The organism is Mycobacterium sp. URHB0044 (genome assembly GCF_000620625.1).
Classification (GTDB): domain Bacteria; phylum Actinomycetota; class Actinomycetes; order Mycobacteriales; family Mycobacteriaceae; genus Mycobacterium.
Window position 1 is genome coordinate 1 of sequence record NZ_JIAW01000019.1, and the last position, 24,838, is coordinate 24,838.

General features: G+C 68.5%; 21 protein-coding genes and 3 pseudogenes. 10 read left to right on the top strand and 14 right to left on the bottom strand.

Translation table 11 applies throughout. The features are described from left to right. On the top strand, window positions 1-2,477 hold a 2,477-nt coding region (locus tag N536_RS43385; protein WP_029116616.1), incomplete at its 5' end, for an Ig-like domain-containing protein. Between the two features lie 520 nt (window positions 2,478-2,997). Continuing rightward, window positions 2,998-4,857 (top strand): glycoside hydrolase family 2 protein, encoded by a 1,860-nt coding sequence (locus tag N536_RS0127910; protein WP_155948770.1) that lies wholly within the window; start codon window positions 2,998-3,000, stop codon window positions 4,855-4,857. Here N536_RS0127910 and N536_RS39725 read toward each other — a convergent pair. From N536_RS39725 to N536_RS0127925, 3 genes are read right to left on the bottom strand one after another with little or no spacing between them, the layout of a single operon-like run. After that, window positions 4,820-5,746 (bottom strand): pseudouridine synthase, encoded by a 927-nt coding sequence (locus N536_RS39725; RefSeq protein WP_051574826.1) that lies wholly within the window; start codon window positions 5,744-5,746, stop codon window positions 4,820-4,822. The two genes, N536_RS0127910 and N536_RS39725, sit on opposite strands and share 38 nt — an antisense overlap. Continuing rightward, window positions 5,743-7,488, bottom strand: a complete 1,746-nt coding sequence (locus N536_RS0127920) for a glycerol-3-phosphate dehydrogenase/oxidase (protein ID WP_029116618.1) — start codon at window positions 7,486-7,488, stop codon at window positions 5,743-5,745. Before N536_RS0127920 ends, N536_RS39725 begins: the two co-directional genes overlap by 4 nt. A gap of 56 nt (window positions 7,489-7,544) precedes the next feature. Next, the gene (locus N536_RS0127925; RefSeq protein ID WP_029116619.1) at window positions 7,545-8,960 is read right to left on the bottom strand and encodes an NAD(P)H-quinone dehydrogenase; all 1,416 of its coding nucleotides are present in this window, start codon (window positions 8,958-8,960) and stop codon (window positions 7,545-7,547) included. A gap of 106 nt (window positions 8,961-9,066) precedes the next feature. Here N536_RS0127925 and N536_RS0127930 point away from each other — a divergent pair, with 106 nt between their 5' ends. Next, window positions 9,067-9,540 carry a gamma-glutamylcyclotransferase gene (locus N536_RS0127930; RefSeq protein ID WP_029116620.1) on the top strand — a complete coding sequence of 158 codons (474 nt, stop codon included), beginning with the start codon at window positions 9,067-9,069 and terminating at the stop codon, window positions 9,538-9,540. 74 nt (window positions 9,541-9,614) lie between these two features. Here the strand turns inward: N536_RS0127930 and N536_RS0127935 are convergent, their stop codons facing one another. Beyond that, on the bottom strand, window positions 9,615-10,784 hold the full coding sequence (locus tag N536_RS0127935; protein ID WP_029116621.1) for an amidohydrolase: 1,170 nt from the start codon (window positions 10,782-10,784) through the stop codon (window positions 9,615-9,617). Next, a complete protein-coding gene (locus N536_RS0127940; protein WP_029116622.1) occupies window positions 10,781-11,956 on the bottom strand; it encodes a M20 family metallopeptidase in 1,176 nt (391 codons plus the stop codon). Before N536_RS0127940 ends, N536_RS0127935 begins: the two co-directional genes overlap by 4 nt. A 56-nt stretch (window positions 11,957-12,012) precedes the next feature. Between N536_RS0127940 and N536_RS0127945 the strand changes: the two genes are divergently transcribed. Continuing rightward, window positions 12,013-12,807 (top strand): purine-nucleoside phosphorylase, encoded by a 795-nt coding sequence (locus N536_RS0127945; protein ID WP_029116623.1) that lies wholly within the window; start codon window positions 12,013-12,015, stop codon window positions 12,805-12,807. Here the strand turns inward: N536_RS0127945 and N536_RS0127950 are convergent. Continuing rightward, window positions 12,753-13,853, bottom strand: a complete 1,101-nt coding sequence (locus N536_RS0127950; RefSeq protein WP_029116624.1) for an AbrB family transcriptional regulator — start codon at window positions 13,851-13,853, stop codon at window positions 12,753-12,755. The genes N536_RS0127945 and N536_RS0127950 overlap by 55 nt on opposite strands. 76 nt (window positions 13,854-13,929) lie before the next feature. Between N536_RS0127950 and N536_RS0127955 the strand changes: the two genes are divergently transcribed. Further along, window positions 13,930-14,382 (top strand): MarR family winged helix-turn-helix transcriptional regulator, encoded by a 453-nt coding sequence (locus N536_RS0127955; RefSeq protein ID WP_029116625.1) that lies wholly within the window; start codon window positions 13,930-13,932, stop codon window positions 14,380-14,382. Beyond that, window positions 14,379-15,893, top strand: a complete 1,515-nt coding sequence (locus N536_RS0127960; protein ID WP_036437897.1) for a phospho-sugar mutase — start codon at window positions 14,379-14,381, stop codon at window positions 15,891-15,893. Before N536_RS0127955 ends, N536_RS0127960 begins: the two co-directional genes overlap by 4 nt. Here N536_RS0127960 and upp read toward each other — a convergent pair. Further along, entirely contained in the window at window positions 15,875-16,498 is a 624-nt protein-coding gene (upp, locus tag N536_RS0127965) for a uracil phosphoribosyltransferase (protein WP_029116627.1), read from the bottom strand. The two genes, N536_RS0127960 and upp, sit on opposite strands and share 19 nt — an antisense overlap. Window positions 16,499-16,548: 50 nt before the next feature. Here upp and N536_RS0127970 point away from each other — a divergent pair, with 50 nt between their 5' ends. Then, a complete protein-coding gene (locus N536_RS0127970; RefSeq protein WP_029116628.1) occupies window positions 16,549-16,851 on the top strand; it encodes a type VII secretion target in 303 nt (100 codons plus the stop codon). 2 nt (window positions 16,852-16,853) lie between these two features. Beyond that, window positions 16,854-17,972, top strand: coding sequence for a C40 family peptidase (locus N536_RS0127975; protein WP_029116629.1), 1,119 nt, complete (start codon window positions 16,854-16,856; stop codon window positions 17,970-17,972). Window positions 17,973-17,979: 7 nt separating this feature from the next. Here N536_RS0127975 and N536_RS0127980 read toward each other — a convergent pair whose 3' ends face one another. The 6 genes and pseudogenes from N536_RS0127980 to N536_RS0128005 all read right to left on the bottom strand — a co-directional run bounded on the left by N536_RS0127980 (window position 17,980) and on the right by N536_RS0128005 (window position 22,661). Next, window positions 17,980-18,285, bottom strand: a complete 306-nt coding sequence (locus N536_RS0127980) for an FHA domain-containing protein (protein ID WP_029116630.1) — start codon at window positions 18,283-18,285, stop codon at window positions 17,980-17,982. 53 nt (window positions 18,286-18,338) lie between these two features. After that, window positions 18,339-18,751, bottom strand: a pseudogene (locus tag N536_RS41825) (protein kinase); the annotation flags it as partial. Window positions 18,752-18,787: 36 nt separating this feature from the next. Continuing rightward, a complete protein-coding gene (gene tnpB, locus N536_RS0127990) occupies window positions 18,788-20,440 on the bottom strand; it encodes an IS607 family element RNA-guided endonuclease TnpB (protein ID WP_029116632.1) in 1,653 nt (550 codons plus the stop codon). Continuing rightward, window positions 20,440-21,026, bottom strand: a pseudogene (locus N536_RS39730) (IS607 family transposase). Before N536_RS39730 ends, tnpB begins: the two are co-directional and overlap by 1 nt. After that, entirely contained in the window at window positions 21,023-21,553 is a 531-nt protein-coding gene (locus N536_RS0128000; RefSeq protein ID WP_029116633.1) for a hypothetical protein, read from the bottom strand. Before N536_RS0128000 ends, N536_RS39730 begins: the two are co-directional and overlap by 4 nt. A 64-nt stretch (window positions 21,554-21,617) precedes the next feature. Further along, window positions 21,618-22,661 carry an alcohol dehydrogenase catalytic domain-containing protein gene (locus N536_RS0128005; RefSeq protein WP_029116634.1) on the bottom strand — a complete coding sequence of 348 codons (1,044 nt, stop codon included), beginning with the start codon at window positions 22,659-22,661 and terminating at the stop codon, window positions 21,618-21,620. A 105-nt stretch (window positions 22,662-22,766) separates the two neighbouring features. Here N536_RS0128005 and N536_RS0128010 point away from each other — a divergent pair, with 105 nt between their 5' ends. After that, window positions 22,767-24,035: a hypothetical protein gene (locus N536_RS0128010; protein WP_029116635.1), complete on the top strand. Its 1,269-nt coding sequence runs from the start codon at window positions 22,767-22,769 to the stop codon at window positions 24,033-24,035. 157 nt (window positions 24,036-24,192) lie between these two features. After that, window positions 24,193-24,474: pseudogene (locus N536_RS43640) on the top strand (alpha/beta fold hydrolase); the annotation flags it as partial. Here N536_RS43640 and N536_RS43645 read toward each other — a convergent pair. Then, entirely contained in the window at window positions 24,426-24,791 is a 366-nt protein-coding gene (locus N536_RS43645; RefSeq protein WP_369798482.1) for a hypothetical protein, read from the bottom strand. The pseudogene N536_RS43640 and the gene N536_RS43645 overlap by 49 nt on opposite strands. Between the last annotated feature and the right edge of the window lie 47 nt (window positions 24,792-24,838).

The window sequence follows — 24,838 nt, forward strand, 5'->3', positions numbered from 1 at the left end:
TCGAAGGATCCACCCTCACTGCAAGTCTGGTCACCGGACCGAGCCACGGCGCACTGGTCCTCAACGCCAACGGCTCCTTCACCTACACCCCGACCGCCAACTACAACGGCCCCGACAGCTTCACCTACACCGCCACCGACGGCACCGCCACCAGCCCAGCCGCCACGGTGACGATCACCATCACCGCGGTCAATGACGCCCCCGTGGCGGTCGATGACACCGGCTACACCGTCGCCGAAGACGGCACCCTCTCAGTCAGCGCAGGCGCCGGAGTCCTCGCCAACGACACCGACATTGAGAACAACGCGCTGACAGCCGCGCTCGTCACCGGACCCGCCCACGGCGCACTGGTTCTCAACACCGACGGATCCTTCACCTACACCCCAGTCGCCGACTACAACGGGTCAGACTCGTTCACCTACACCGCATCGGACGGCACGGCCACCAGCGCGGCCGCCACCGTCACCATCACCATCACCGCGGTCAACGACACCCCCGTCGCGATCGACGACACCTTCACCACCAACGAAGACACCCAACTGGCCGGCAACGTCCTCACCAACGACACCGACATCGAAGGATCCACCCTCACTGCAAGTCTCGTCACCGGACCGAGCCACGGCGCACTGGTTCTCAACCCCAACGGCTCCTTCACCTACACACCCACCGCCAACTACAACGGCCCCGACTCCTTCACCTACACCGCCACCGACGGCACCGCCACCAGCCCAGCCGCCACGGTGACGATCACCATCACCGCGGTCAACGACACCCCCACCGCCGTCGACGACTCCTTCACCACCAACGAGGACACCGTCCTCACCGGCAACGTCCTCACCAACGACACCGACATCGACGGCACGAGCCTGACCGCGAGCGTGGTCACCGGCCCGAGCCACGGCGCACTGACGCTCAACCCCAACGGATCCTTCACCTACACCCCGACCACCAACTACAACGGGTCAGACTCCTTCACCTACACCGCATCGGACGGCAGCCTCACCAGTGCGGCGGCCACCGTTACCATCACCATCACCGCGGTCAACGACACCCCCACCGCCGTCGACGATGGCTTCACCACCAACGAAGACACCCCACTCACCGGCAACGTCCTCACAAACGACACCGACATCGAAAACACCTCGCTGACAGTCACACTCGCGACCGGCCCCTCCCACGGCGCACTGGTTCTCAACACCGACGGCTCGTTCACCTACACCCCCGTCGCCAACTACAACGGCCCCGACTCCTTCACCTACACCGCCACCGACGGCACCGCCACCAGCCCAGCCGCCACGGTGTCGATCACCATCACCGCCGTCAACGACACCCCCACCGCAGTCAACGACTCCTTCACCACCAATGAGGACACCCAACTCACCGGCAACGTCATCACCAACGACACCGACGTCGAAAACACCTCACTTACAGCGACACTCGCAACCGGGCCGAGCCACGGGACACTCACCCTCAACCCCAACGGATCCTTCACCTACACCCCCGCCGCCAACTACAACGGCGCCGACTCGTTCACCTACACCGCCTCCGACGGCAGCTCCACCAGCAATGTCGCCACGGTGTCGATCAACATCGCCGCCGTCAATGACACCCCCGTCGCCACGAGCGACTCCTTCACCACCAACGAAGACACCCAACTCACCGGCAACGTCCTCACAAACGACACCGACGTCGAGGGCACGAGCCTGACCGCAAGCGTGGTCACCGGCCCCACGCACGGCGCCCTGACCCTGAACCCCAACGGCTCGTTCACATACACCCCCACCGCCAATTACAACGGCACCGATACCTTCACCTACACCGCCACCGACGGGTCACTCACCAGCACTGCGGCCACCGTCACGATCACCGTCACATCGGTCAACGACGTACCGGCCGCCACGAACGACGCCTACACCACCAACGAAGACACCGTCCTCAACGGCAACGTCCTGACCAACGACACCGACGTCGACGCGACCCCGCTCGCCGCGACGCTAGTCACGGGCCCCGCTCACGGCGCCCTGACGCTCAACGCCGACGGGACTTTCACCTACACTCCCACCGCCAACTACAACGGCGCCGACACCTTCACCTACACCGCGACCGACGGCACCGCCACGAGCAACGTCGCCACGGTGTCGATCACCATCGCCGCCGTCAATGACGCCCCCGTGGGCACCGCGGACACCTTCACTGCAAGTGTCCCCGCCAGTCTTGGACTCCGGCGTGCCGTGCCGACGGGATCGAACGTGCTGACCAACGACACGGACGTGGAGGGCAACACGTTGACGGCGGTTCTGGTGTCGGGCCCAACCAAGGCCAGTTCCTTCTCGCTGAATGCGGATGGGACCTTCAGCTACACCTCAATACTGCTGGCCAACATCCTGGTAGGTACCGACAGTTTCACCTACTACGTGACGGACGGCACGAACCGAAGCGCCGACACCACAGTCGCGATCATTATTCCTCTCCTCTAACGCGTCGAATCGAATCGCACGATTTGCTCCGCGGGGGAGCATCACACGGCTGAGCACCAGGAACCTCGCGGATACGGCTGGATCGCATAGCCGATCCCCGGTTGGGTTGGCATTGCTCCCGGCATCCCCATCTGCCAATCGTTGTTATGAACGACACAGCGAAAACTACTGGCCGAAAATGGTTTCGGGAATGAGTGGCGATCTTGATTGACGCTAGGCTACATTTGCCGTCGGCAACCGCATCTTCCCGATTCGTTTGGCGTGCTTTCCTCCAGAACTCCGGGAATTCTCCGTCGCGAACCAGTTCGCGGCGTTTGCTGCGCGAAAATGACGTGCAGGGTCAGGTCTGTGCGCGCGTTGCATGTCGATCTTGTTCGTGTTTCACACCTTGGGGGTAAAAGTCGTGCCCACTGGCCGCCAGCCATCGTTTCGCCGCGAAGTCCGGCCGACACGATCGGGATTGAGTTCGGCGGGCATCCGCCGTCTGGCGGCCGTCATCCTCGCGTTGTTGGGTGTCATCATGACCGGAAACGCGCCAGCCAACGCGGTCGTGATGTGGCATCGCAAGGCGCCACCCTTGTCCACGCCATGGACCAACTTGGTGGGCCCAGACAATGCGCTGCCCGACTACCCGCGCCCGCAGATGGCACGGAACAGTTGGCTGAACCTCAACGGCGTATGGAGTTACACGGGGAGATCCGCGCAGGCCGCCTTGGTGACGCCTCCCCCCGCAGCCGCGTACCGCGAGCAGATTCTGGTCCCCTACCCCACGGAGTCGGCACTGTCCGGCATCCAGCGCCACGACGACCAAATGTGGTACCGCAAGGTCTTCAAGCTGCCGACCAACTGGCGTGGGCAGCACGTGCTGCTGCACTTCGGCGCTGTCGACCAGATTGCCACCGTCTGGGTGAACAACAAGCAGGTGGCGTACCACGAAGGCGGGTTCACGGAGTTCAGCGCGGACGTCACCAGCGCGCTGCGGCCCGGATCGCTGCAGGAGCTGACCGTCCGGGTGGAGGACCGCAACGAGGCCAACCCGTTCCCCGTCGGCAAGCAGCGCAACGGGCCGAAGGGACTGTTCTACACCGGATCGTCGGGTATCTGGCAGACGGTGTGGATGGAACCGGTGCGCGCCGCCCACATCGAGAAGCTCGACATCACCCCCGACCTGACCGGTTTCACCGTCACGCCGAGAGTGTCGGGAACGACCCGGCAGCGCGCCGAGGTCGTCGTCTCCACGCCGGGCGGTGAGGAGGTGGCGCGCACCATCGGCCCGGCGGGTAAGACGCTGCGTGTCCGCGTGCCGAATCCGCACCTGTGGACTCCGGACGACCCGTATCTCTACGACCTCAAGGTTCGGTTGCTCAGCCCAGTCTCGAAGGTCGTCGACGAGGTTTCCAGCTATGCCGGGTTGCGCACCATCGGCGTCGTCAACGACGAAAAGGGTAGGGCGCGCATCGCGTTGAACGGCCGCATCACCTTCCTGCACGGCCCCCTGGACCAAGGCTTCTGGCCGGACGGCATCTTCACCGCTCCCACCGACGAGGCGTTGAAGTTCGACCTCGAGCGGACCAAGGCGTTGGGAATGAACTTCGTCCGCAAGCACGCCAAGGTGGAACCCGCGCGGTGGTATTACTGGGCGGACAAGCTCGGGCTGATGGTGTGGCAGGACATGCCCTCGCTCGACGTATCGCTCGACATCCCCGTCGGCCCCGCCCCGGATCCCGTTCCCGCAGCGAAGAAGAACTTCGAGCGAGAGTTGTCCGCGATGGTGGACCAGCTGCGCAGCGTCACCTCGATCGTCGGGTGGGTGGTGTTCAACGAGGGCTGGGGCGAGTTCGATACGGCCAGGGTCACCAATGCCGTGAAGGCGCAAGACCCTACGCGGATGGTCAACGCGAACAGCGGAGTGAACTGCTGCAAATCGCGCCCCGACAGCATGGCCGGCGACATCTACGACGACCACACCTACGTCGGCCCCGGCCGACCCGTGCCGCTAGATGATCCCGACGACAGGAAGAAGGCGCCCGACCAGCATGCCGTCGTGGTCGACCGTCGGGTGCGGGTGGACGGCGAGTACGGCGGCCTCGGGCTGGTGCTCGACAAGAACCGATGGCCAGGACCACCGCAGGCCTATGAAATGACCGACGCCCAGGGACGGCTGACGGAGCGCTACGCAGAGGTCAGCCGCGACTTGGAGAAAGCCGTCCGGGAAGGCGGTTTGTCCGCCGCGATCTACACCCAGACAACCGATGTCGAGAACGAGGTCAACGGATTCCTGAGCTACGACCGCTGGGTGGTCAAGATGTCGCTACCGGTCGTGGCCGAACGAAATCGCGCGGTCATCGCCGCCGGAACGGACCCGACCGACCGTCGGTGACGGCGGCTCGTCGGCCCTCCGGCAGCAACGCCCGCTGGCTGACGAATTCGCGACGCCGACCGGTGACCGGATCCTCGAAGTCGAGGCTGTAGGCCAGCAGTTGCAGGGGCGTCGAGAAGTCGTCGGCTGCCACGTCGAGTACAACCGGATACAGACTGTCGCCGACGATGGGAACCCCCAACGAGTTCATGTGCACGCGCAGTTGATGCGTCCGGCCCGTCCTCGGCGTCAGGCGATACAGCCCGTCACCGAGGTGCTCGACGAGTGTCTCCGCGTTCGGTTCGCCGGGTTCCTCGAACGCCTGTAGTCGACTGCGCTCCTTGATGATCCGACTGCGCAGCACCGACGGCAACGCACGGTTCGGCTCGCCAGCCGCCCGTGCCAGATACGTCTTGCGCACCAGCCCGCGCGCGAACAGCGTTTGATATGGGCCCCGCATTTCGCGCCGGGTGGTGAACACCAGCACGCCCGCCGTCAGCCGGTCCAACCGGTGGGCGGGCGAAAGCTCCGGCAACTCCAATGAGCGCCGAAGCTTCACCAAAGCGGTCTGCGCGACGTGACCACCCCTCGGCATCGTGGCCAGGAAGTGCGGCTTGTCCACCACGACCAGGTCGTCGTCGCGGTACAGAATCGGGATGTCGAACGGGACGACGACCTCGTCGGGCAGGTCGCGGTAGAGGTACACGCTCGCGCCGGCGGGCAAGACGGTCCTATCGGTGACTATCGTGCCGTCGGCGCAGACCACCTCCCCGGCAAGGACTTTCACCGCAGCTTGCTCACCGAAGCGGGCGCTCAGCTCCTCGAGCACCGACCCACCACGCAGCCGCACCCGCGCCGGTCCCAGCCCGTCGCGGGGCGGCAACGGCGCGGGACGCGCGGCACGCCTCAATTCAACGGCACCGGCTCGAGGATCTCGGCCCGCGCCTCGGGGGCCGCCGCACGCAACGCATCGGCCGACTCGTCGTCGGGCTGCGTCTGCGACAACACTTCAGCCTCCACGCGGGCGGCATACGTCGCGACCTCGCGGTCGACGTCCTCGGCGCTCCAACCCAGCACCGGCGCAACGACTTCTGCGACCTCACGCGCGCAATCCACGCCACGGTGCGGATACTCGATCCCAATCCGCATCCGCCTGGTCAGGATGTCCTCGAGATGCAGCGCGCCCTCGGCGACCACGGCGTACCACGCCTCGACCTTGAGGTAGACGGGCGCTTCGGTGATGGGCATCAACAGGTCAGGACGACCCTCGGCCATCGCGAGCACCTCACCGATCAGCGAGCCGTACCGATCCAGCAGGTGACGCACCCGATAGGGATGCAGCTGGTAGTGCGCGCCAACGTGTTCGGTCTGGTTGATCAGCGCGAAGTAACCGTCGGCTCCCATCAGCGGCACCTTCTCGGTGATCGTCGGCGCCACCCTGGCCGGGACGTACTCGGCGGCCGCGTCGATGGCGTCGGCGGCCATCACGCGGTAGGTGGTGTACTTGCCGCCCGCGATCGCGACCAGCCCGGGCGACGGAACCGCGACGGCGTGCTCGCGGGAGAGCTTCGACGTCTCGTCGCTCTCCCCGGCCAGCAGCGGACGCAGCCCGGCGTACACGCCATCGATGTCGTCGTGACTCAGCGGAGTGGCCAGCACGGTGTTGACGGTCTCGAGGATGTAGTCGATGTCGGCCTTGGTGGCCGCCGGATGGGCGAGGTCCAGGTTCCAGTCGGTGTCGGTGGTGCCGATGATCCAGTGCGTCCCCCACGGGATGACGAAGAGCACCGACTTCTCGGTGCGCAGGATGATCGCCACTTCACTGACGATGCGGTCGCGAGGCACGACGATGTGCACGCCCTTGGAGGCGCGGACACGGAACCGGCCCCGCTGCTTCGACAGCGCCTGGATCTCGTCGGTCCACACCCCGGTCGCGTTGACGACGACGTGCCCGCGCACGTCGGTGACTTCGCCGTTCTCGGAGTCGCGCGCGCGCACCCCGACCACCCGGTCACCTTCGCGCAGCAGCGACACCACCTGCGTCGACGACCGCACCACGGCTCCGTAGTGCGCCGCGGTGCGGGCGACGGTCATGGTGTGGCGGGCGTCGTCGACCACGGTGTCGTAATAGCGGATGCCGCCTATCAGCGAGCTGCGCTTGAGCCCGGGCGCCAGCCGCAGCGCACCCGCCTTGAACAGGTGCTTCTGCGCCGGGACTGATTTGGCGCCGCCAAGCTGGTCGTAGAGGAAGATGCCTGCCGCCACGTACGGCCGCTCCCACCAGCGCTTCGTCAGCGGGAAGAGGAATGGCAACGGCTTGACCAGGTGCGGCGCCAGCGTCGTCAGGGAGAGCTCGCGCTCGTGCAGGGCCTCACGCACTAGACCGAACTCCAGCTGCTCGAGGTAGCGCAGGCCGCCGTGAAACATCTTCGAACTGCGGCTCGACGTGCCGGAGGCGAAGTCGCGGGCCTCGACGAGTGCCACCTTCAGGCCGCGCGTCGCGGCGTCAAGCGCGGCACCTGCGCCGACCACCCCGCCGCCGATGACGACGACGTCGAACTGCTCGCCGCCGAGGCGGTCCCAAGCAGCCGCACGTTGCTGCGGGCCCAGGAAGGTCTGCCCGTTACCCGGAGCGGGGATCGGGTCACTCACGCCGGGCTCCTCGTGTTACTCGTCGGTAGGCATTGCCACTTGAGAGCCTACGTGGGTCAGTCCAGATCGTCGTGCGCCATCAACCGGCGGGCCGCCTCCACGATCGAACCCGACAGCGACGGATACACCGACAGGGTCTGGGCCAGGTCGGTCACCGAGATCCGATTCTGGACGGCCAGCGCGATCGGCAGGATCAGCTCCGACGCGATCGGGGCGACCACCACGCCGCCGATCACGACGCCGGTCGCGGGTCGGCAGAAGATCTTGACGAAGCCGCGGCGCAGCAGCGACATCTTTGCGCGCGCGTTGGTGGTCAGTGGCAGCATGATCGTCCTGGCGGGCACCGTGCCGTCGTCGATCGCGGTCTGCGGCACCCCGACGGCGGCGATCTCGGGTCGGGTGAACACCGCGGCGGCGACGGTGCGCAGCCGGATCGGCGCAACACCTTCTCCCAGAGCGTGATACATCGCGATGCGGCCCTGCATGGCGGCCACCGACGCCAGCGGCAGCAGGCCGGTGCAGTCCCCCGCCGCGTAGATGCCGGACGCCGAGGTGCGCGACACCCTGTCCACGGTCAGGTAGTTGCCTGCTCCGAGTTCGATGCCGACCCGCTCGAGTCCGAGTCCGCCCGTGTTGGGTACGGAGCCGACCGTCATCAGCGCATGGCTGCCCTCGACGGTGCGACCGTCGGCGATCGACACCTTGACCCCGTCCGCGGTGCGGGTCACCGAATCGGCGCGGGCGTTCTTGACGAGCCTCACACCGCGTTCGGCGAACGTTTCCTCGAGCACGGCGGCGGCGTCGCTGTCCTCGTGGGGCAGGATCTGGTCGCGGCTGGCCACCACCGTGACCTGCACGCCGAGCTCGGTGTAGGCGTTGCAGAACTCCGCGCCCGTCACACCCGATCCCACGATGACGAGGTGTTCGGGCAGTTCGGTGAGGTCGTAGAGCTGGCGCCAGTTCAGGATGCGCTCGCCATCGGGCTTGGCGTTGGGCAGTACGCGCGGGCTGGCGCCGGTGGCGATCAGCACGACGTCGGCCTTGAGCACGCCGACCTTGCCATCGACCGTGGTGACCTTGACCCGGTGATGCGCCATGCCCGGCGTGTCGTCGACCAGCTCACCGCGGCCGTGCACCACGCTGACGCCCTGGTTGAGCAGTTGCGCCCCGATGTCGGCCGACTGAGAGCGGGCCAGCGTCTTCACCCGGTTGTGGATCTGAGGCAGCGAGATCTTCGCGTCCTCGACGGCGATGTCGAAACCCAGCCCATCGGCGCGGCGCAGCTCGGTGCGTACGCCCGTCGACGCGATGAACGTCTTGGACGGCACACAGTCCCACAGCACGCACGCGCCACCGATGCCGTCTGAGTCGATGACGGTGATCTGCGCGACGTCCGGGCCGCGGCCGGCAGCCACCAATGCGGCTTCATATCCGGCAGGCCCGCCTCCGATGATCGCGATACGGGTAACCACGGGTCCCATCCAACCCCATGCCGCTGCGCTCCCGCCCGCCGAGCCAACCCGTGTCGCCGCGCTCCCGGTATCCGGTTCCGGCCGGCTAAGCCTTAGGCTTGCCCCCGTGCCGCTCTACGCCGCTTACGGATCGAACATGCATCCGGAGCAGATGCTGCAGCGTGCACCCCATTCCCCGATGGCAGGAACGGGCTGGTTGCACGGCTGGCGGCTGACCTTCGGCGGCGAAGACCTCAGCTGGGAAGGCGCGCTGGCCACCCTCGTCGAAGATCCACTCTCCAAGGTGTTCGTCGTGCTCTACGACATGACCAAGGAGGACGAGGCGAACCTCGACCGCTGGGAGGGTTCAGAGCTCGGCTTCCACAAGAAGATCCGCTGCCGGGTGTACCCGGTGTCGTCGGACACCAGTCGGGAGCCCGTGCTGGCGTGGCTCTACGTCCTCGACGCGTGGGAGGGCGGCATACCCTCTGCGCGCTACCTCGGCGTCATGGCCGAGGCCGCCGAGATTGCCGGCGCCCCAGCGGAGTACGTGCTCGACCTGCGCAACCGCCCTGCCGGCAACGTCGGCCCAGGCACCTAGCTCCCTCCCTCGCGTCGACACTGCGCACAGGGCGGAAAAGTGCGAGTGCCCGTAGCCCTCACCGCAGTGTCGAGCTAGAGAAGCGCCGACTGCTCCACGATGTTGGTCATCACGCGGACACCCACCGCGAGCGCCCGCTCGTCGAGGTCGAACGTGGGCTGATGCAGATCCAACTGCGGGCCGCGGCCCGACCAGACGCCGAGGCGGGCCATCGCACCGGGCACCTCCTCCAGATACCAGGAGAAGTCCTCGCCGCCGCCCGACTGCCGGGTGTCGGTCAGCGCATCGGGGCCGACGGCCTCGATGGCGTGGGTGAGGATGCGCGTCGAGATCTGCTCGTTGACCACCGGCGGCACGCCGCGGCGGTACTGCACGCTGTACTCGACGTTCAGCGGTGCCAACAACGACGAAACGATCTCGCGGACAAGCAGTTCCATCGCAACCCAGGCCTCGCGGCTGGCCGTGCGGATGGTGCCGGCCAGCGTGCCGGACTGCGGAATGGCGTTCGCGGCCACGCCGGCGTTCACCGCGCCCCACACCATCACTGTGCTGTCGCGCGGGTCGACGCGCCGCGACAGCACGCCGGGCACCGACGTGATGAGCGTGCCGAGCGCGTAGACGAGGTCACCGGTGAGGTGCGGTCGCGACGTGTGCCCGCCCGGGGAGTGCAACGTGATCTCGACCTGATCGGCCGCCGAGGTGATCGGGCCCGCCGTCACCGCGACCCTGCCGACCTCCAGCCGCGGATCGCAGTGCAGCGCGAAGATGCGCGACACGCCGTTGAGCGCGCCCGCCGCGATGGCGTCGATGGCGCCACCCGGCATCAATTCCTCGGCAGGCTGGAAGACCAGTCGCACGCCCACCGGCAATTCGGGCACGGAGGCCAGCGCGAGCGCCGCCCCCAACAACACCGCGGTGTGCCCGTCGTGGCCGCAGGCGTGCGCGACGCCCGGCACCAAAGACGTGTACGGCGCCCCGGTCCGCTCCGCCATCGGCAGCGCATCCATGTCCGCGCGCAGCGCCACCCGAGGCCCCGCCTCCGGGCCGAAATCACAGGTCAGTCCGGTACCGCCAGGCAACACCTTCGGGTTCAGGCCCGCGTCGGCCAGGTGCGAGGCGACGAACTGCGTCGTCGCGAACTCCTGGCGGCCGAGCTCGGGGTTGGCGTGGATGTGTCGCCGCCACCCCACCAGGTCGTCGTGGTGGGCGGCCAGCCACGCGTCGGTGTACTGAGACAAGTTCATCGCGCCGCCTGACGTCGCAGCACCCGGTCACGCTCGGTGGGCGTCTCGGCAAGGGCGACGACCGTGCGGGCCAACATCACGGCCCCCTCGACCACGGCCTGATCGGCACTCGGCCCGGCAGCGGCCGCCGCGAACGCCGGCTGGTGGATCGAGGCGCCTCCGGCGTCGATGCCGACGATCGGATGGATGCCCGGCATCGCTTGTGTGACATTGCCCATGTCGGTGCTGCCCAACGGCAGGACGGCCTCCACCTCGACGGCGACCGGCGTGCGGCCCAGGCGGACCATCTCCGCCCGGAAGACGTCGGCCAACCATTGGTCAGGAGCCAACTCGAGATACGAGGGCTCGGTTTCGGATACCTGATACTCGCAGCCGGTGGCCACCGCGCCGGCCAGGAAGCAGTCCCCCATCCTGCCCTCCAGCTCCTGCAACGAGCCGCCGTCGTTGGCACGCATCGTGTAGTGCATCTCGGCGTGTCCGGGGATGACGTTGGTGGCCTGTCCCCCGTCGGTGACGATGCCGTGCACCATCTGGCCCGGCGCCAACTGCTGGCGCAACAATCCGATCGACACCTGGGCGACGGTGATCGCATCGGCGGCGTTCAGACCCAGGTACGGAGCGACGGCCGCGTGCGCTTCCCGGCCCACGTAACCGACTGCAACCTGCGACAGCGCCAACGACCGTGCACGGGCGATGTCGAGCGGCCCTGGGTGCAGCATGACCGTCGCTGCGATGTCGTCGAACGTGCCCGCCTGCAGCATCAGCACCTTGCCGCCGCCTGCCTCCTCGGCGGGCGTGCCGAGCAGTACAACCGTCAGGTCGAGCTCGTCGGCCACCTCGGCCAACGCCAACGCCGTCCCGACCGCGGATGCCGCGATGATGTTGTGGCCGCAGGCGTGGCCGATTTCGGGCAGCGCGTCGTACTCGGCGCAGATCCCGACCACCAGCGAGCCGCTGCCGAAGTCGGCGCGGAACGCCGTGTCCAGTCCCCCGGGCGCGGCGGTGATCTCGAACCCGCGCTCCGCGACCAGGGCCTGCACCTTGGCGCAGCTGCGATGTTCGGCGAAAGCCAGTTCGGGCTCGGCGTGAATCGAGTGCGACAGCTCGACCAGATCACCACGGCGTCGCTGAACTGCGTCCTCGACGGTCGTCGACGCGATGGCGGTGGGCATCGGAGAAGTATCTCACCGCGCGGCGAAGCGCATCGCGACAGATAAGCTCGCGCACTGTGACGAGCCCAGCTGCGGTGGCACGAGAGGCGGCCGCGGCCATCCGCGACCGCACCGGGATCGACGAGCACGACGTCGCCGTGGTCCTCGGATCGGGGTGGGCCCCTGCCGTCGACCGGCTCGGCGAACCCCTGGCCGTGGTGCCCATGGCCGACATCCCCGGGTTCACCCCACCGACCGCTGCTGGCCATGGTGGCCAGTTGTTGTCGCTGCGGGTCGGCGACGCGCGGGTGCTGGTTCTGTTGGGCCGCATCCACGCCTACGAGGGCCACGACCTGCGTCACGTCGTCCATCCCGTGCGTGCCGCCTGCGCCGCGGGTGCCCGCACCGTCGTGTTGACCAACGCCGCGGGCGGTCTGCGGGACGAGTACGCGGTGGGTCAGCCGGTGCTGATCAGCGACCACCTCAACCTGACCGCGCGCTCACCGCTCGTCGGTGCCGAATTCGTCGATCTCGTCGACGCCTACTCCCCGCGCTTGCGCGCCCTGGCGCGTGAAGTCGATCCGACCCTGGCCGAGGGCGTCTACGCCGGACTGCCCGGGCCACACTACGAAACGCCCGCCGAGATCCGGATGCTGCGCACGCTTGGCGCCGACCTGGTGGGCATGTCCACGGTGCACGAGACGATCGCGGCGCGGGCGGCGGGAGCCGACGTGCTGGGCGTCTCGCTGGTCACGAATCTGGCTGCGGGCATGACTGGACAGCCGCTCAGCCATGCCGAGGTGCTCGAGGCGGGACGTCAGTCGGCGACGCGGATGGGTTCCCTGCTGGCCGAGGTGCTGGCCCGCTTGTAGCCGAACCGGTTGGTGAGTGCGACGAGGCCGCGGGCCATCAACGGGGCAGCGAACAGCATCAGCAGTACCCGCATGACCTGCGCGGCAATGATGAACGCGACGTTGGAACCGGTCTCGACGGCCGTGGCCAGCACCGCGTAGACGCCGCCGGGACTGGTGGACAGATAGCCCTCGAGTGGGCTGATCCCGGCCACGTGGGCCAGCACGACGCCGAGACCCGCGCAGGCGACGTTGAGGAACACGATCAGTGCCAGTGCGGCGGGCAGCGCGCGTCCGACGGCGCGGATGGATTGCCGGGTGAACGCGACCCCGGCCTGCCAACCGATCACGGCGTAACCGACCTGCACCAGCACCTGCGGCACGGACAGCCCGAACGACATCCCGGTGAGCTGGAGCGCGATGGTCAGCGCCATCGGACCCAACAGACCGGCACCCGGCAGCCGGACGAGCCGGCCCGCCGTCACGCCGACCAGCACGATGCCGATGAGCATTCCGACGCTGAGATACCAAGGCGCCGCGTCGGATTCGACGGGCGGTGCCGAGAGGCCAACCATCTCGGGGCGGTAGACGAGGGCGACGACGACGGGCATCGAGGCGGTGATCAGCCCGACACGGAGATATTGCACGACGGCGACCACGCGGTCGTCGCCGCCGAGCTCGCGCGCGATCGCGACCAGACCCGAGGCACCGCCCGCGACCAGCGCGAGCGACCCCGTCAGCGGGGTGACGTCGCGGTGCAAGCCGAGCAGCGCACCGGCGATGATGCTCAACACCAGCGTGGCGACCGCGACCCCGACCACGATGAGCCAGTCCGAACCAAGCGCCGACAGCGCGTCGCGGTGCACCATCGTGCCGATGTAGACGCCGAGTACGCCCTGCGCGGCGATGCCGGCCTTGCGCGGGATCTTGGCCGGGGCGTACGAGAGCAGGGCGAGGGCGATCCCGACGATCAGTGCCGCGAACAGGGCCGCCGACGGCACACCGACGATGGTCAGCGGCACGGTGACGGCGACCGTGATCCCCACCAGCAGTGCCCATCGCAGCATGAAGACAAGTATGCCCTTGCCAATTCAAGATCTCAAACTGATGTCCATCACAGGAATACCAAGGTATAACTTGGTAATGCGTGTGAACATCGACAGCGCCCGCGCCACTGAACTGCGCGAATCCATGATGGCCCTCACCCGTCAGATGCGCCGCCACCGGCCGGATACCGGATTGACGCTGAGCCAATTGGAGGTGCTCGGCGAAGTCAGTCGCAGCCGTGTCACCACGCCGGCGGAATTGGCAGGCAGGCTGCACGTCCGCGTGCAGTCGCTCACCGACAGCATCAACGAGCTGGAGGCCCGTGACTTGGTGTCCCGACGGCCCGACCCCGGCGACCGGCGCAGGCAATTGATCGAGGTCACGGCCGACGGTTCCGCGCTGCTGGAGTCCGACCGCGCCGTCCGGGACGCGTGGCTGGACGCGGCGATGCGCCAGACCCTGACCGAGCTGGAGTTCGACCTGCTGATGTTGGTCGCGCCCGTGCTCCGAAAGGTCGCCGACGCCGACACCCGCACAATGAACCCATGACGGAAGCGCCCCTGACGTTCGGCACTGCGGGGCTGCGGGGCCCGATGCGCGACGGTCCGGGCGGCATGAACGTCGAGACGGTGTCGAGGGCGTCGTGGGCGCTGGCCAAGGTCCTCAAGGACCGTTGCATGGCCGGCTCGACCGTGGTGGTCGGCCGCGACGCCCGGCACCAGTCCGACGAGTTCGCGCTGGCCGCCGCCGAAGTGCTTGCGGCCGAAGGCTTCTCGGTCGTCCTGCTGCCCGACCCGGCACCGACACCCGTCGTGGCGTTCACCGCGCGACGGATGCGCGCCGCCGCGGGCGTACAGATCACGGCGTCGCACAACCCGCCGACGGACAACGGCTACAAGGTCTACCTGGACGGCGGGATGCAGATCGTGTCGCCGACCGACCGCGACATCGAATCGGCCATGGCGAGCGCCCCCACCGACATCGCCCGTACGGAGGTGACGCCGACGGACACCGACGTCATCCACGACTACATGCGGCGTGCCGCGACGGTGCGGCGGACGACGGGCGACGTTCGGGTGGCGCTCACGCCGATGCACGGCGTCGGCGGCGAGGTCGCGGTGCGCGTCCTGCGCGATGCCGGCATCACCGACGTGCACCCGGTCGAGGAACAATTCGCACCGGACCCCGACTTCCCCACCGTCGCGTTTCCCAACCCGGAGGAGCCCGGAGCGGCCGATCTGTTGCTCGCCCTGGCCGCCGAGGTCGACGCGGACGTCGCGATCGCCCTCGACCCCGACGCCGACCGGTGCGCGGTGGGGGTGCCTACGGCGACCGGCTGGCGAATGCTTTCGGGTGATGAAACCGGTTGGCTGCTAGGCGATTACCTGCTGTCCCAGACCGATCGTGGTGAGGTCATGGCGGCCAGCGTGGTGGCCAGCACCGTGGTGTCGTCGCGGATGTTGGCGGCGATAGCGGCGAGCCACGGCGCCCAGCACGTCGAGACGCTCACCGGGTTCAAGTGGCTCGCCCGCGCGGACGTCGGCTTGCCCGGCACCACGCTGATCTACGCCTACGAGGAGGCCATCGGACACTGCGTCGATCCCGCCGCCGTGCGCGACAAGGACGGCATCACCGCGGCACTGCTGGCGTGCGACCTCGTCGCGGCCCTGCGCCGCGAGGGCCGCACGCTGCTCGACGCACTCGACGACCTGGCGCGCCTACACGGCGTGCACGCGACGGCCGCCGTGTCTGTGCCCGCCGACGCCACGGTGATGGGCTCGCTGAGGGCCGCGCCGCCGGCCCAGTTGGGTGGCGAACGCGTCGAGGTCACCGACCTGTTGGACCACAGGGACCAACAGCGCACCGACGCGCTGATCTACACCGGCGAGACGGTGCGGGTCGCGATCCGGCCGTCGGGAACCGAGCCGAAAGTGAAGGCCTACTTCGAGATTCGGCTGCCACCCGACGACGGCGTCGAAGCCGGACGCGCCGCAGCGCGCCGTCAGCTCGACGAGGTACGCGCCGACGTGGTCGGGCTGCTTCAGCGCGGCCCGAACTGACGGTCGCCGGCGTCGCCAAGGCCCGGCACGATGTAGGCGATGTCGTTGAGCCCGTCGTCGATCGCCGCGGTGTAGAGCCGTAGATCGGGCGCCGTCTCCTCCAGCGCGGCAATGCCTTCCGGAGCGCACACCACGCAGACGGCGGTGATGTCGACGGCGCCGCGGGTCTGCAGCAGACCGATGGTGTGCGCCATCGAGCCGCCGGTGGCCAGCATCGGATCGAGCACCATCACCGGCTGCGTGCTCAGGTCGTCCGGCAGGGACTCCAAATACGGTGTGGGCTGGTGCGTTTCCTCGTCGCGGGCTACGCCGACGAAGCCGACCTTGGCTTCGGGGATCAGCACGTGCGCCCGGTCGACCATCCCGAGGCCGGCGCGCAGCACCGGAACCAACAGCGGCGGATTGGCCAGCCGCGATCCGACGGTGTCGGCCATCGGTGTGCGAATCGGCACTTCAGCGGTGGGGGCGTCGCGGGTGGCCTCGTAGACCAGCATCAGCGTCAGATCGCACAGCGCGGCCCGGAACGCCGCGTTGTCGGTGCGCTCGTCGCGCAGGGTGGTCAGCCGCGCGGCGGCCAGGGGGTGATCGACAACGCGGACGTCCATGGGGTCGAACCCTAATGGAACCGGGACGCCTTCACCGGCGTCATAAGGTCGTGCTCGCCGACATCGCCGCGATCCGCGCCCTCGCCGCCGCCCACTCCGGTCACGCCGCCGACCTCGACGCCGTCGCCGCCACGCTGCGGTCGGCCGTGGGCCCGTCATGCGCGGCGGCGTTCGGTCCCATCGGCGCGCGATTCGTCGCGGCGCTGGCGGAAGCGGTCGCCCGCGACGCGGCCGCCGCCGCACGACTCGGCGAGCGTATGACCGTCGCTGACCACACCGCCGCGGCCGCGGCCGTCGCATACGACAACGCCGACGGCCGCGCAGGCCGGTCGATCACGACCGTCGGGGTGTGACGGTGCCCAGTTCGCTCGTCTCGGTGCTGGCAGCGCCCATCCGCGAACTGCAGGCCCTGGTCGGACCGGGCTGGGCCGGGTCCACGGATGGCGACCCCGCCGTCGTCTTCGCCGGAGTCCGCGACGCGCTGGCCGACGTATCCGCCAACGGCCGACGGGCCTGGGATCAGGCAGGCGCCGAATGGACGGGCGCGGGCGCCGACGCTGCGGCCGAGTTCTCGCACGCGACGGTCGCCGCCGTCGACGCCTTGGCACTGCGCGCCGACCACATGGGCGCAGCGACGGCACGGGCGGCCGATGCGGTGGCACGGGCCCGGCAGCAGCTCCACGCCATCGTCGAGGAGTTCGAGGCCCGCGCCGAGGCGTTGGAGGGCGACCTCGAGTCGCCCGGCATGGCGGCCCGACTCATCGAGGAAGCCCGCCGGGCGTTGGACGAGGCGATCGCCGTCGTCGACGAGCTGCGTGCGGAGTTGGACGCTCAAGCGGTCGAGGTGACCGCGGGTCCGCCGTCGGCGCCATCAGCGTCGCCCGCGCCGACCATCCCCGCCGCTGCTGTGCCGAGTTGGTCGGGCGGGTCGGGTTCGGGGGCATCGAGCCAGGGCCCGGGTCTCGGCAACTCCGTTCTCGGGTCGTCCGGCCTGGGTTCGTCGGGGCTGGGGTCGACCGACTTCGACCGGGGCGACGGTGGCGCTGCCAGGCCGTCGGCCGACCCCGGCGTGTTCGGCAGCGGTGAGGAGGTGACACTGCCCGACGGCAGCACCGCGACGGCGCCGAATGCCGTTGCCGCCAGCGCTGTTCGGCATGCCTTGACCCAGCTCGGCGTGCCGTACGTATGGGGTGGCACCACCCCAGGTGTCGGCCTGGATTGCAGCGGCCTCACCCAGTGGGCGTACGGCGAAGCGGGCCTTGACCTTCCGCGGTTGGCTCAGGAGCAGGACGTCGGCGCCGCAGTCGGCCGCGGGTCAGTGCGTCCTGGCGACCTGGCCGTGTGGGACGGCCACGTCGCGATGGTCGTCGGCGACGGGTTGATGATCGAGGCGGGCGACCCGGTGAAGCTCTCCCCCATCCGCACCACCAACGCCGGGGAGGGATTCCAGGGGTTCTGGCGCCCGACGGCGTGAGGCGCCATCAGTCCGATGCCTCGATCTCGAAGACGAACTCGAGATGACCGATGCGCATCCGGTCACCGTCGCCGAGCACGACGCTGCCCCGGATGCGATGCCCTTGCACGTAAACGCCGTTGGCAGAGCGCAAATCGGTGATGACGAAACTGGCGCCCGTGTCGCTGACGACGGCGTGGTGGCGGCTGACCTCGGCGTCGTCAAGCACGACGTCGTTGTCCGGCAGCCGGCCGATTCGAGTGGCCGCCCCGACCAACGGGTGAACGTCTCCCGACGGTGCACGAAGGCGCGCCATGGCCGGCCGGCCGGTCATCGTCGTCCGCCGATCGAGGGTGTTGGCGGCGACGGAGGCCGTGGTGAGTGCGGCTCCGGCTTGACATCACGATGCGTCAGGCCGGCGGCATGGGCCACATCGAGTGCAGCGGCGACCTGACCGATGATGTTCACCGCCCGGGACGGTTCGAGCGGGCCCTTGGCGATCAGCTCGTAGAGCGTGTGCCCGTGCACCAAGCGGATGTCGATATCGAGCCCGCCGTCGGTCTCACCCGAATCGTGAATGGGTATGACGTGTGGTTCTTGCAGAGCGGCCGCCGCTTGGGACTCACGCTGGAACCGCTGCCGAAACGTGGCATCGTTGGAGATCGCGTCGCGAGGATCTTCAGCGCGACGGTTCGGTTCTTGTCGGTGTCGTAGGCCTCGTACACCTCACCCATCCCGCCCTTGCCGAGCAGGCTGACCAAGTTGTACTTGCCGAACGCCATGCCGACGCGCGACTCCACGGCCAACCGTTGCCGTTGAGTGTGTTTGAGTTGCACTCATGCGGCGTCCCCTTGCGGGGTTGGGGTTGTGGCCTCTCCGCGTCCGGCCCCGGATGAGAGGGGTCTTACGGATGCTCCGCCGGCGCCGGATGACCCGGCGTCCGCGCCATGGCCTGTACCAACCGTGGTGGTTGGCCCGGGTACCGATGGGGCCGTGGTCCCGACTGGACCACGACTGGCAGTATCCGGCCAGTCACGGAGATTCAATGCAGCGTTACGGTCGCGGTCGACGACCTCGCCCGTTACCGGGCAGAGCAGGTGTTTGTCGATGCGGCCTGTGCCTTTCAGGCGGCATTCGGTGCCGTCTGTGTGGCGGCAACCGTGGTGGATTTGGCTGGATGGGAACCAGCGATCCGCCACGGTCAGGGTGCTGCCATACCGCAGGGTCTTGTAGGCCAGTTGCGGCCTGATCAAGCCCATCGCGGCATCGGACACGGCGCGCCGGAAAGCTCGACGCCCCATGCCCTGTTTCATCGCAGCCACGTCGAGATCTTCGATCACGACATGGCCATACGTACCCGCCAACTCGGTGCTGAGCTGATGGGCGGCTTCCCGCCGCAGATGTACGCACCGGCGGTCGAGCCGGGTCAGCTTGGCTTTCGCTGCCCGGTGACCGCGCGATCCGGGGATACGGCGGGAAAGTTCACGACCAGCCCGCCGCCGGGCGGCAAGTGTCGCCTTAAGCGGGACCGGATTCTCATACTCGACAACCGTTTCGGCGCCCGTGACACTGTCGCGGGTCGCCACGGTCGCTAGCGTGCGCACGCCGAGATCCACCCCGGCGCGCACCGTCGGCTGGGCGACGACCCGCTCGGTGGTGGGGCTGCGCAGCGCGTAACCGACGGACACGTAGAGCCGTCCCCACTGCTGCGAGAGTGTCACGTTCAGGATGTGGGCACGCCCCGACGCGACATGGCGTTGCAGCCGGCGCGTGTTCTCCTTGGCCCGTAATGCTCCAATCACCGGCACGGTGATCGTGCGACGGTCATCCTCCACGCGCATCGTGCCGGTGGTGAACCGCACCCGGCCGGGATCGCGGCGCGCCGAGGTGAACCGCGGGAAACCCACCCGGCGTCCCTGCCGTTTCCCGTTCCTGCTGGCACTCCAGTTGCTCAACGCCGCGGCCAGATCGGCCAAACCCGCGGAGTAGCACTCCTTGGAATTGGTGGCCCACCAGGGCGCCACCTCTTCCTTGGCCCGATTCCACGCCTTGCGCAGCGAGCCCAGATCCCAGCCCACCGACTCGTGCTCGGGGTCCACCGATCGTGCGTCGAGGTCGGCTTTCACCTGGGCCAGTCCCCAGTTGAACGCCTTGCGTCGAGCACCGAAATGCGACCGCACCAACGCTGCTCGATCCTCATCACAGGGCCATTGCACCTCGAACTTCGCCGCGGTCACCCCCCACCCGGTGGGCAGCTTCACACCGGGCAATCCGGTGGCGGCGTAACTGCCGGCGTCCCCGTCGTACAGCTCGAACAGCACCGACACCGACTCCACCCCCGCCCGATGGTGCTCGAAATCCGCCCCCACATCCACATACCGCGACACCGTGTGGCTGCCATCGCGTTTCGGCTTCCCCGGCAACTGCACCCCACCAGTGAGCGCAACCACCTTCTCCGCTTGGCTGCGGGTACGCATTCCGACAATCATCAGACCACCGCCCCCGGTTCGACCTTGGTGACGGTGACCGTACGCATGGCCCGGTTGCGGGCACCACGACGTCCACACAACCGACCGCACATCGACGTCAACACCTCGACCATGTCGCTCACCACATCATCAGTCGCCTCACCCGCGTCGGCGACCACGATCCGGCGGCCCTGCGCTGACAACGCCGCCCCCAGGTACTCCACCCCCAAGCGCGCCAACCGGTCGCGATCCTCGACAACGACCACCATCGCATCACGGTCCGACAAGAATGCGCGCCAGCATGGGCCGCTAGCCGTTCAGACCGGAACCAACCTCGCGTACCGCCTGGTTCACCCGAAGATCACGCTCAGTAGCCCATGCGGTCAGCCCGACGACCTGCCGATCCAGATCCGAGTGCTGACCATGACCCGACAACGCGCGCATAAACCACCCCTCCGACCGCTGCAGCCGATGGCGAGCCGGTCGTCTCAACCAGGATCAACCGGGCCCACCCGCTCCGCGGGAACCGGCAACGTCCCTCACGAAACCAGCGATACGCGGTATGCCGATTCACCCCAACCGACGCGGCACAATCCGCCTGATTCACGCCACCAACCAAAACACACTCAACACGCAACAGCTCAGATCCCCAGCAGCATCATGGGCCGACGATGCCTGGCCGACACCGGCGACGGCATCGCGGATCATCGACACGACGAGGACCAGGTACCAGAGCGTGCCTGCCACCGCGGTGCCGACGTGCAGCCCACCGAAGTGGTAGTACTTGCCGAGCGCCCACCGCACCCGCAGCGGCCAGGCCGTCGGCGCGCGGGTCACCAACCACGCCAGGGCATTGAGGACGTAGGGCTGCCGAAACATCACGGCGGCAGCGAGATTCGCCTGCGCGGTCAACGCGATGACGTCGAGGTCGGCACCGTCCACCGTCCACCAGCGCGCACTGGTGACGCCGTACACCGCCCATCCGAGGTTGACCGTCATCGCCAGCACGACGAGCCGGTTGTAATGCATCAGGCGCGGGTGCTTGAGGATGCGGCGTGGGAACGGCAGGTGCGGCGCGGTACCCCGGTCCACGACGGTCCCGACGTCCGGCATGGCGAGTTCCGCGGTGGTCACCCGATGAGACTCCGGGAACCGGCTTGGAGGATTTTCAAATAAATCTTGGAACCGCCGCCGACGGTTAGGGCAGCCGCGGGTCGATCAGGGTGACGCCCACGGGAGAGGCGGTGTCGACCGCCGGGAGGAGGCGTGCCCCTTCGGCCAGTCCGACGACGCGCTCCACCAGCGCCTGCGGGCGCAACGTGCCGGCTTCGACCAGTGCCAGCATGTCGGGATAGTCCACGCTGGCCATGCCATGACTGCCGAGAACGTCCAGTTCCCAGGCGATCACGCGGTCCATCGGCACCGCGGGGTGGCCGTCGGCGCTGGGCAGCAGCCCCACCTGCACGTGGCGTCCGCGCCGCCGCAGACTGTGGATGGCCTCCGCACAGGTGGCCGGCGTACCGACCGCGTCGACCGCGACGTGGCTACCTCCATCGGTGAGCTCGTGCACCTGGGCAGGGACGTCACGCCCATCAGCGAGCAGCGTCTGTTCCGCACCCAGATCGCGCGCCAGGGCCAGCGCCGCAGGCGTGCGGTCGACGGCGACCACCCTGGCCCCTGCGGCCACGGCGACCTGTACCGCGCTGAGCCCCACACCGCCAACCCCGAAGACCGTCACCCACTCAGCGGGCCTGACACCGGCCCGCGCGTGCAGCGCACGGTAAGCGGTGGCGAACCGACAGCCCAGCCCCGCCGCCGCCGCATCGGAGACGACGTCGGCCACCGCGACCAGGTTGGTGTCGGCGGCGTGCAGCGCCACGTACTCGGCGAAGGAACCCCAGTGGGTGAAACCGGGCTGGGTCTGGTCGGGGCAGACCTGTGCCTGACCGTCCCGACACCACTGGCACCGACCGCAGCCGCACACGAAGGGGGTGGTCACCCGATCGCCGACCTTCCAGCGTCGGACGTCGGTGCCCACCGCGGCGATGACGCCGACGAGTTCGTGGCCGGGGACGTGCGGCAGTGCTACCCCGTCGTCGTGGCCCGCCCACGCATGCCAGTCACTGCGACAGAGACCGGTGGCGTGCACTTCGACGACCACGCCGCCCGACGATGGCACCGGATCGGCGACCGTGCCGACGTCCACCGGACCGCCGAACTCCTCGAACACCGCGGCGCGCATGGAGCCATCGTCGCGCACGTCACCGCCGCGTCATGCTCCGCAGTCGGCGTCGGCCATCGCCAACCACCCTCGGACTCGCCAGACTGCGTCGTTAGGCTGTGCCGCATGGCAGCTGAAATCGTGCCCGTCCGGCTTGGTCTGACCAAGGGCGACCTGTACACCCTGTGGGCACCGTCGTGGCGTGACGAGGAGGACGAGTGGCAGGCGTTCCTCGGCAAGGACGAGGACCTCTACGCCTTCGAATCGGTGGCCGACCTGGTGGCGTTCATCCGCACGAACAAGGACAACGACCTCGCCGACCACCCCGGCTGGGCCGCGCTGACCGCAGGGTCCGCGCACCTCTGCGATCCGGCCGAGGACCAGCGCCACGACCTGATCGGGGTGCCCGACGTCGTCGCCGAGAAGCCCACCGAGGAGTCGGTGCGGTCGCTGCTTGGCAGCTTGACCATCGTCCAGGCGATCGGTTCGGTGTGCGACCTGATGGCGGTGTCCAAGTTCTTCAACGGCCACCCCATCCTTGGGTCGGTGGGCGGCGGCATCGAGGCCTTCGAGGGGCGTGCCGGCCGTAAGCGCTGGAGCGAGATCGAGGCCGTCATCGGACGCAGCTGGGACGGTGTCATCGACGCCATCGACGCCATCATCGCCACCCCCGACGTCGACGCAGGCGCGTCACAGAAGGCCGCCGACGAACTCGCCGACCCCGCGCCCGAGCCGGAAGTCGAGGACGCAGCCCCCGAGGACGAGGTCGTCATCGAGGACGAGGTGGACACCGACGAGGAGGTCGCCGCGCTCGCCGCCGTGGCCAAGAGTCAGGTGCTCGGCAGCCACGAAGACTTCTGGGGTCAGGTCGGTATCGACCCGGTCCGCATCATGACCAGCGGCGGCACCTATTACACGCTGCGGTGCTACTTGGACGATCAGCCGATCTTCCTGGGCCGCAACGGCCGCATCAGCGTGTTCGGCTCCGAGCGGGCGCTCGCGCGCTACCTGGCGGACGAGCACGAGAGCGACCTGTCGGACCTGTCGACCTTCGACGACATCCGCACGGCCGCCACTGACGGCTCGCTGCGCATCAAGGTCACCGACGACAACGTCTACGTGTTGAGCGAGCTGTCCGACGACATCGCCGACGGACCCGACGCCGTCGACAGCGAGCAGCTCGAATTGGCGGTCGAACTGCTGCGCGACGTCAGCGACTACGCCGAGGACACCACGGTCGACGAGGCGCTAGACGCCGACCAGCCGCTCGGCAGGTTCGTCGCGCACGTGCTCGATCCGGGCACGGTCGCCAAGCCGCCCGCGCCGTACGCCAAGGCCGCCGCGCAGTTCGATGCGCTGGCCAACTTCGTGGAGTCGCGGCTCCGTACCGAGTAGGGCCTGCAATCCGCGATTACTTCTCGCCGCGGCGGTGGTCTGACTCCACATGACCATGCAAACGCCTCTGCAGACCCACACCGTCGACGTCCCGGGCGCACGCCTCTACTACGAGGTCCGCGGCGCCGGCCCCGTGGTGTTCCTCGTCGGCTCACCGATGGCGTCGGCGGACTTCGCGCCGCTGGCCCACGCACTGGCCGGTGATCACACCGTCGTCACCTTCGATCCGCGCGGACTTGCCGCCAGCACGATCGACGACCCGACCCAGGACTCCACGCCGGAGCTGCGCGCCGACGACGTCGCCGCGATCCTCGATGCCGTCAGCGCCGAGTCGGCCGACGTGTTCGGCTCGAGCGGCGGTGCGGTCACCGGCCTGGCGCTGGTGAGCCGTCACCCGGGCCGGGTGCGCACGCTCGTCGCGCACGAGCCGCCGCTGCTGGACCTCCTGCCCGACGCCGAGCGGCACCGCGCCGCCACCGAGGACATCATCGAGACGTTCCATCGCGACGGGCCGGGTGCCGCGTGGGGGAAGTTCATGTCCCACGCGGGATTCGACATGACCGACCCCGCGATGGCGCCGCCGCCCGGTCCCGAGCCCAGCCCGGAGGAGCAGGCCAAGCAGCTCGCCGACATGACGCGCTTCTTCGACCACGAGCTGCGCCCGACTACCCGGTACCGGCCCGACGTCGCGGCGCTGGTGCAGAGCCGCACCCGGGTCGTCATCGGCATCGGCGCGGAGTCAGGTCGCCTGGTCACCCACGGCACGTCCACCACGCTGTGCGAGCTGCTCGGGATCTCCCCCG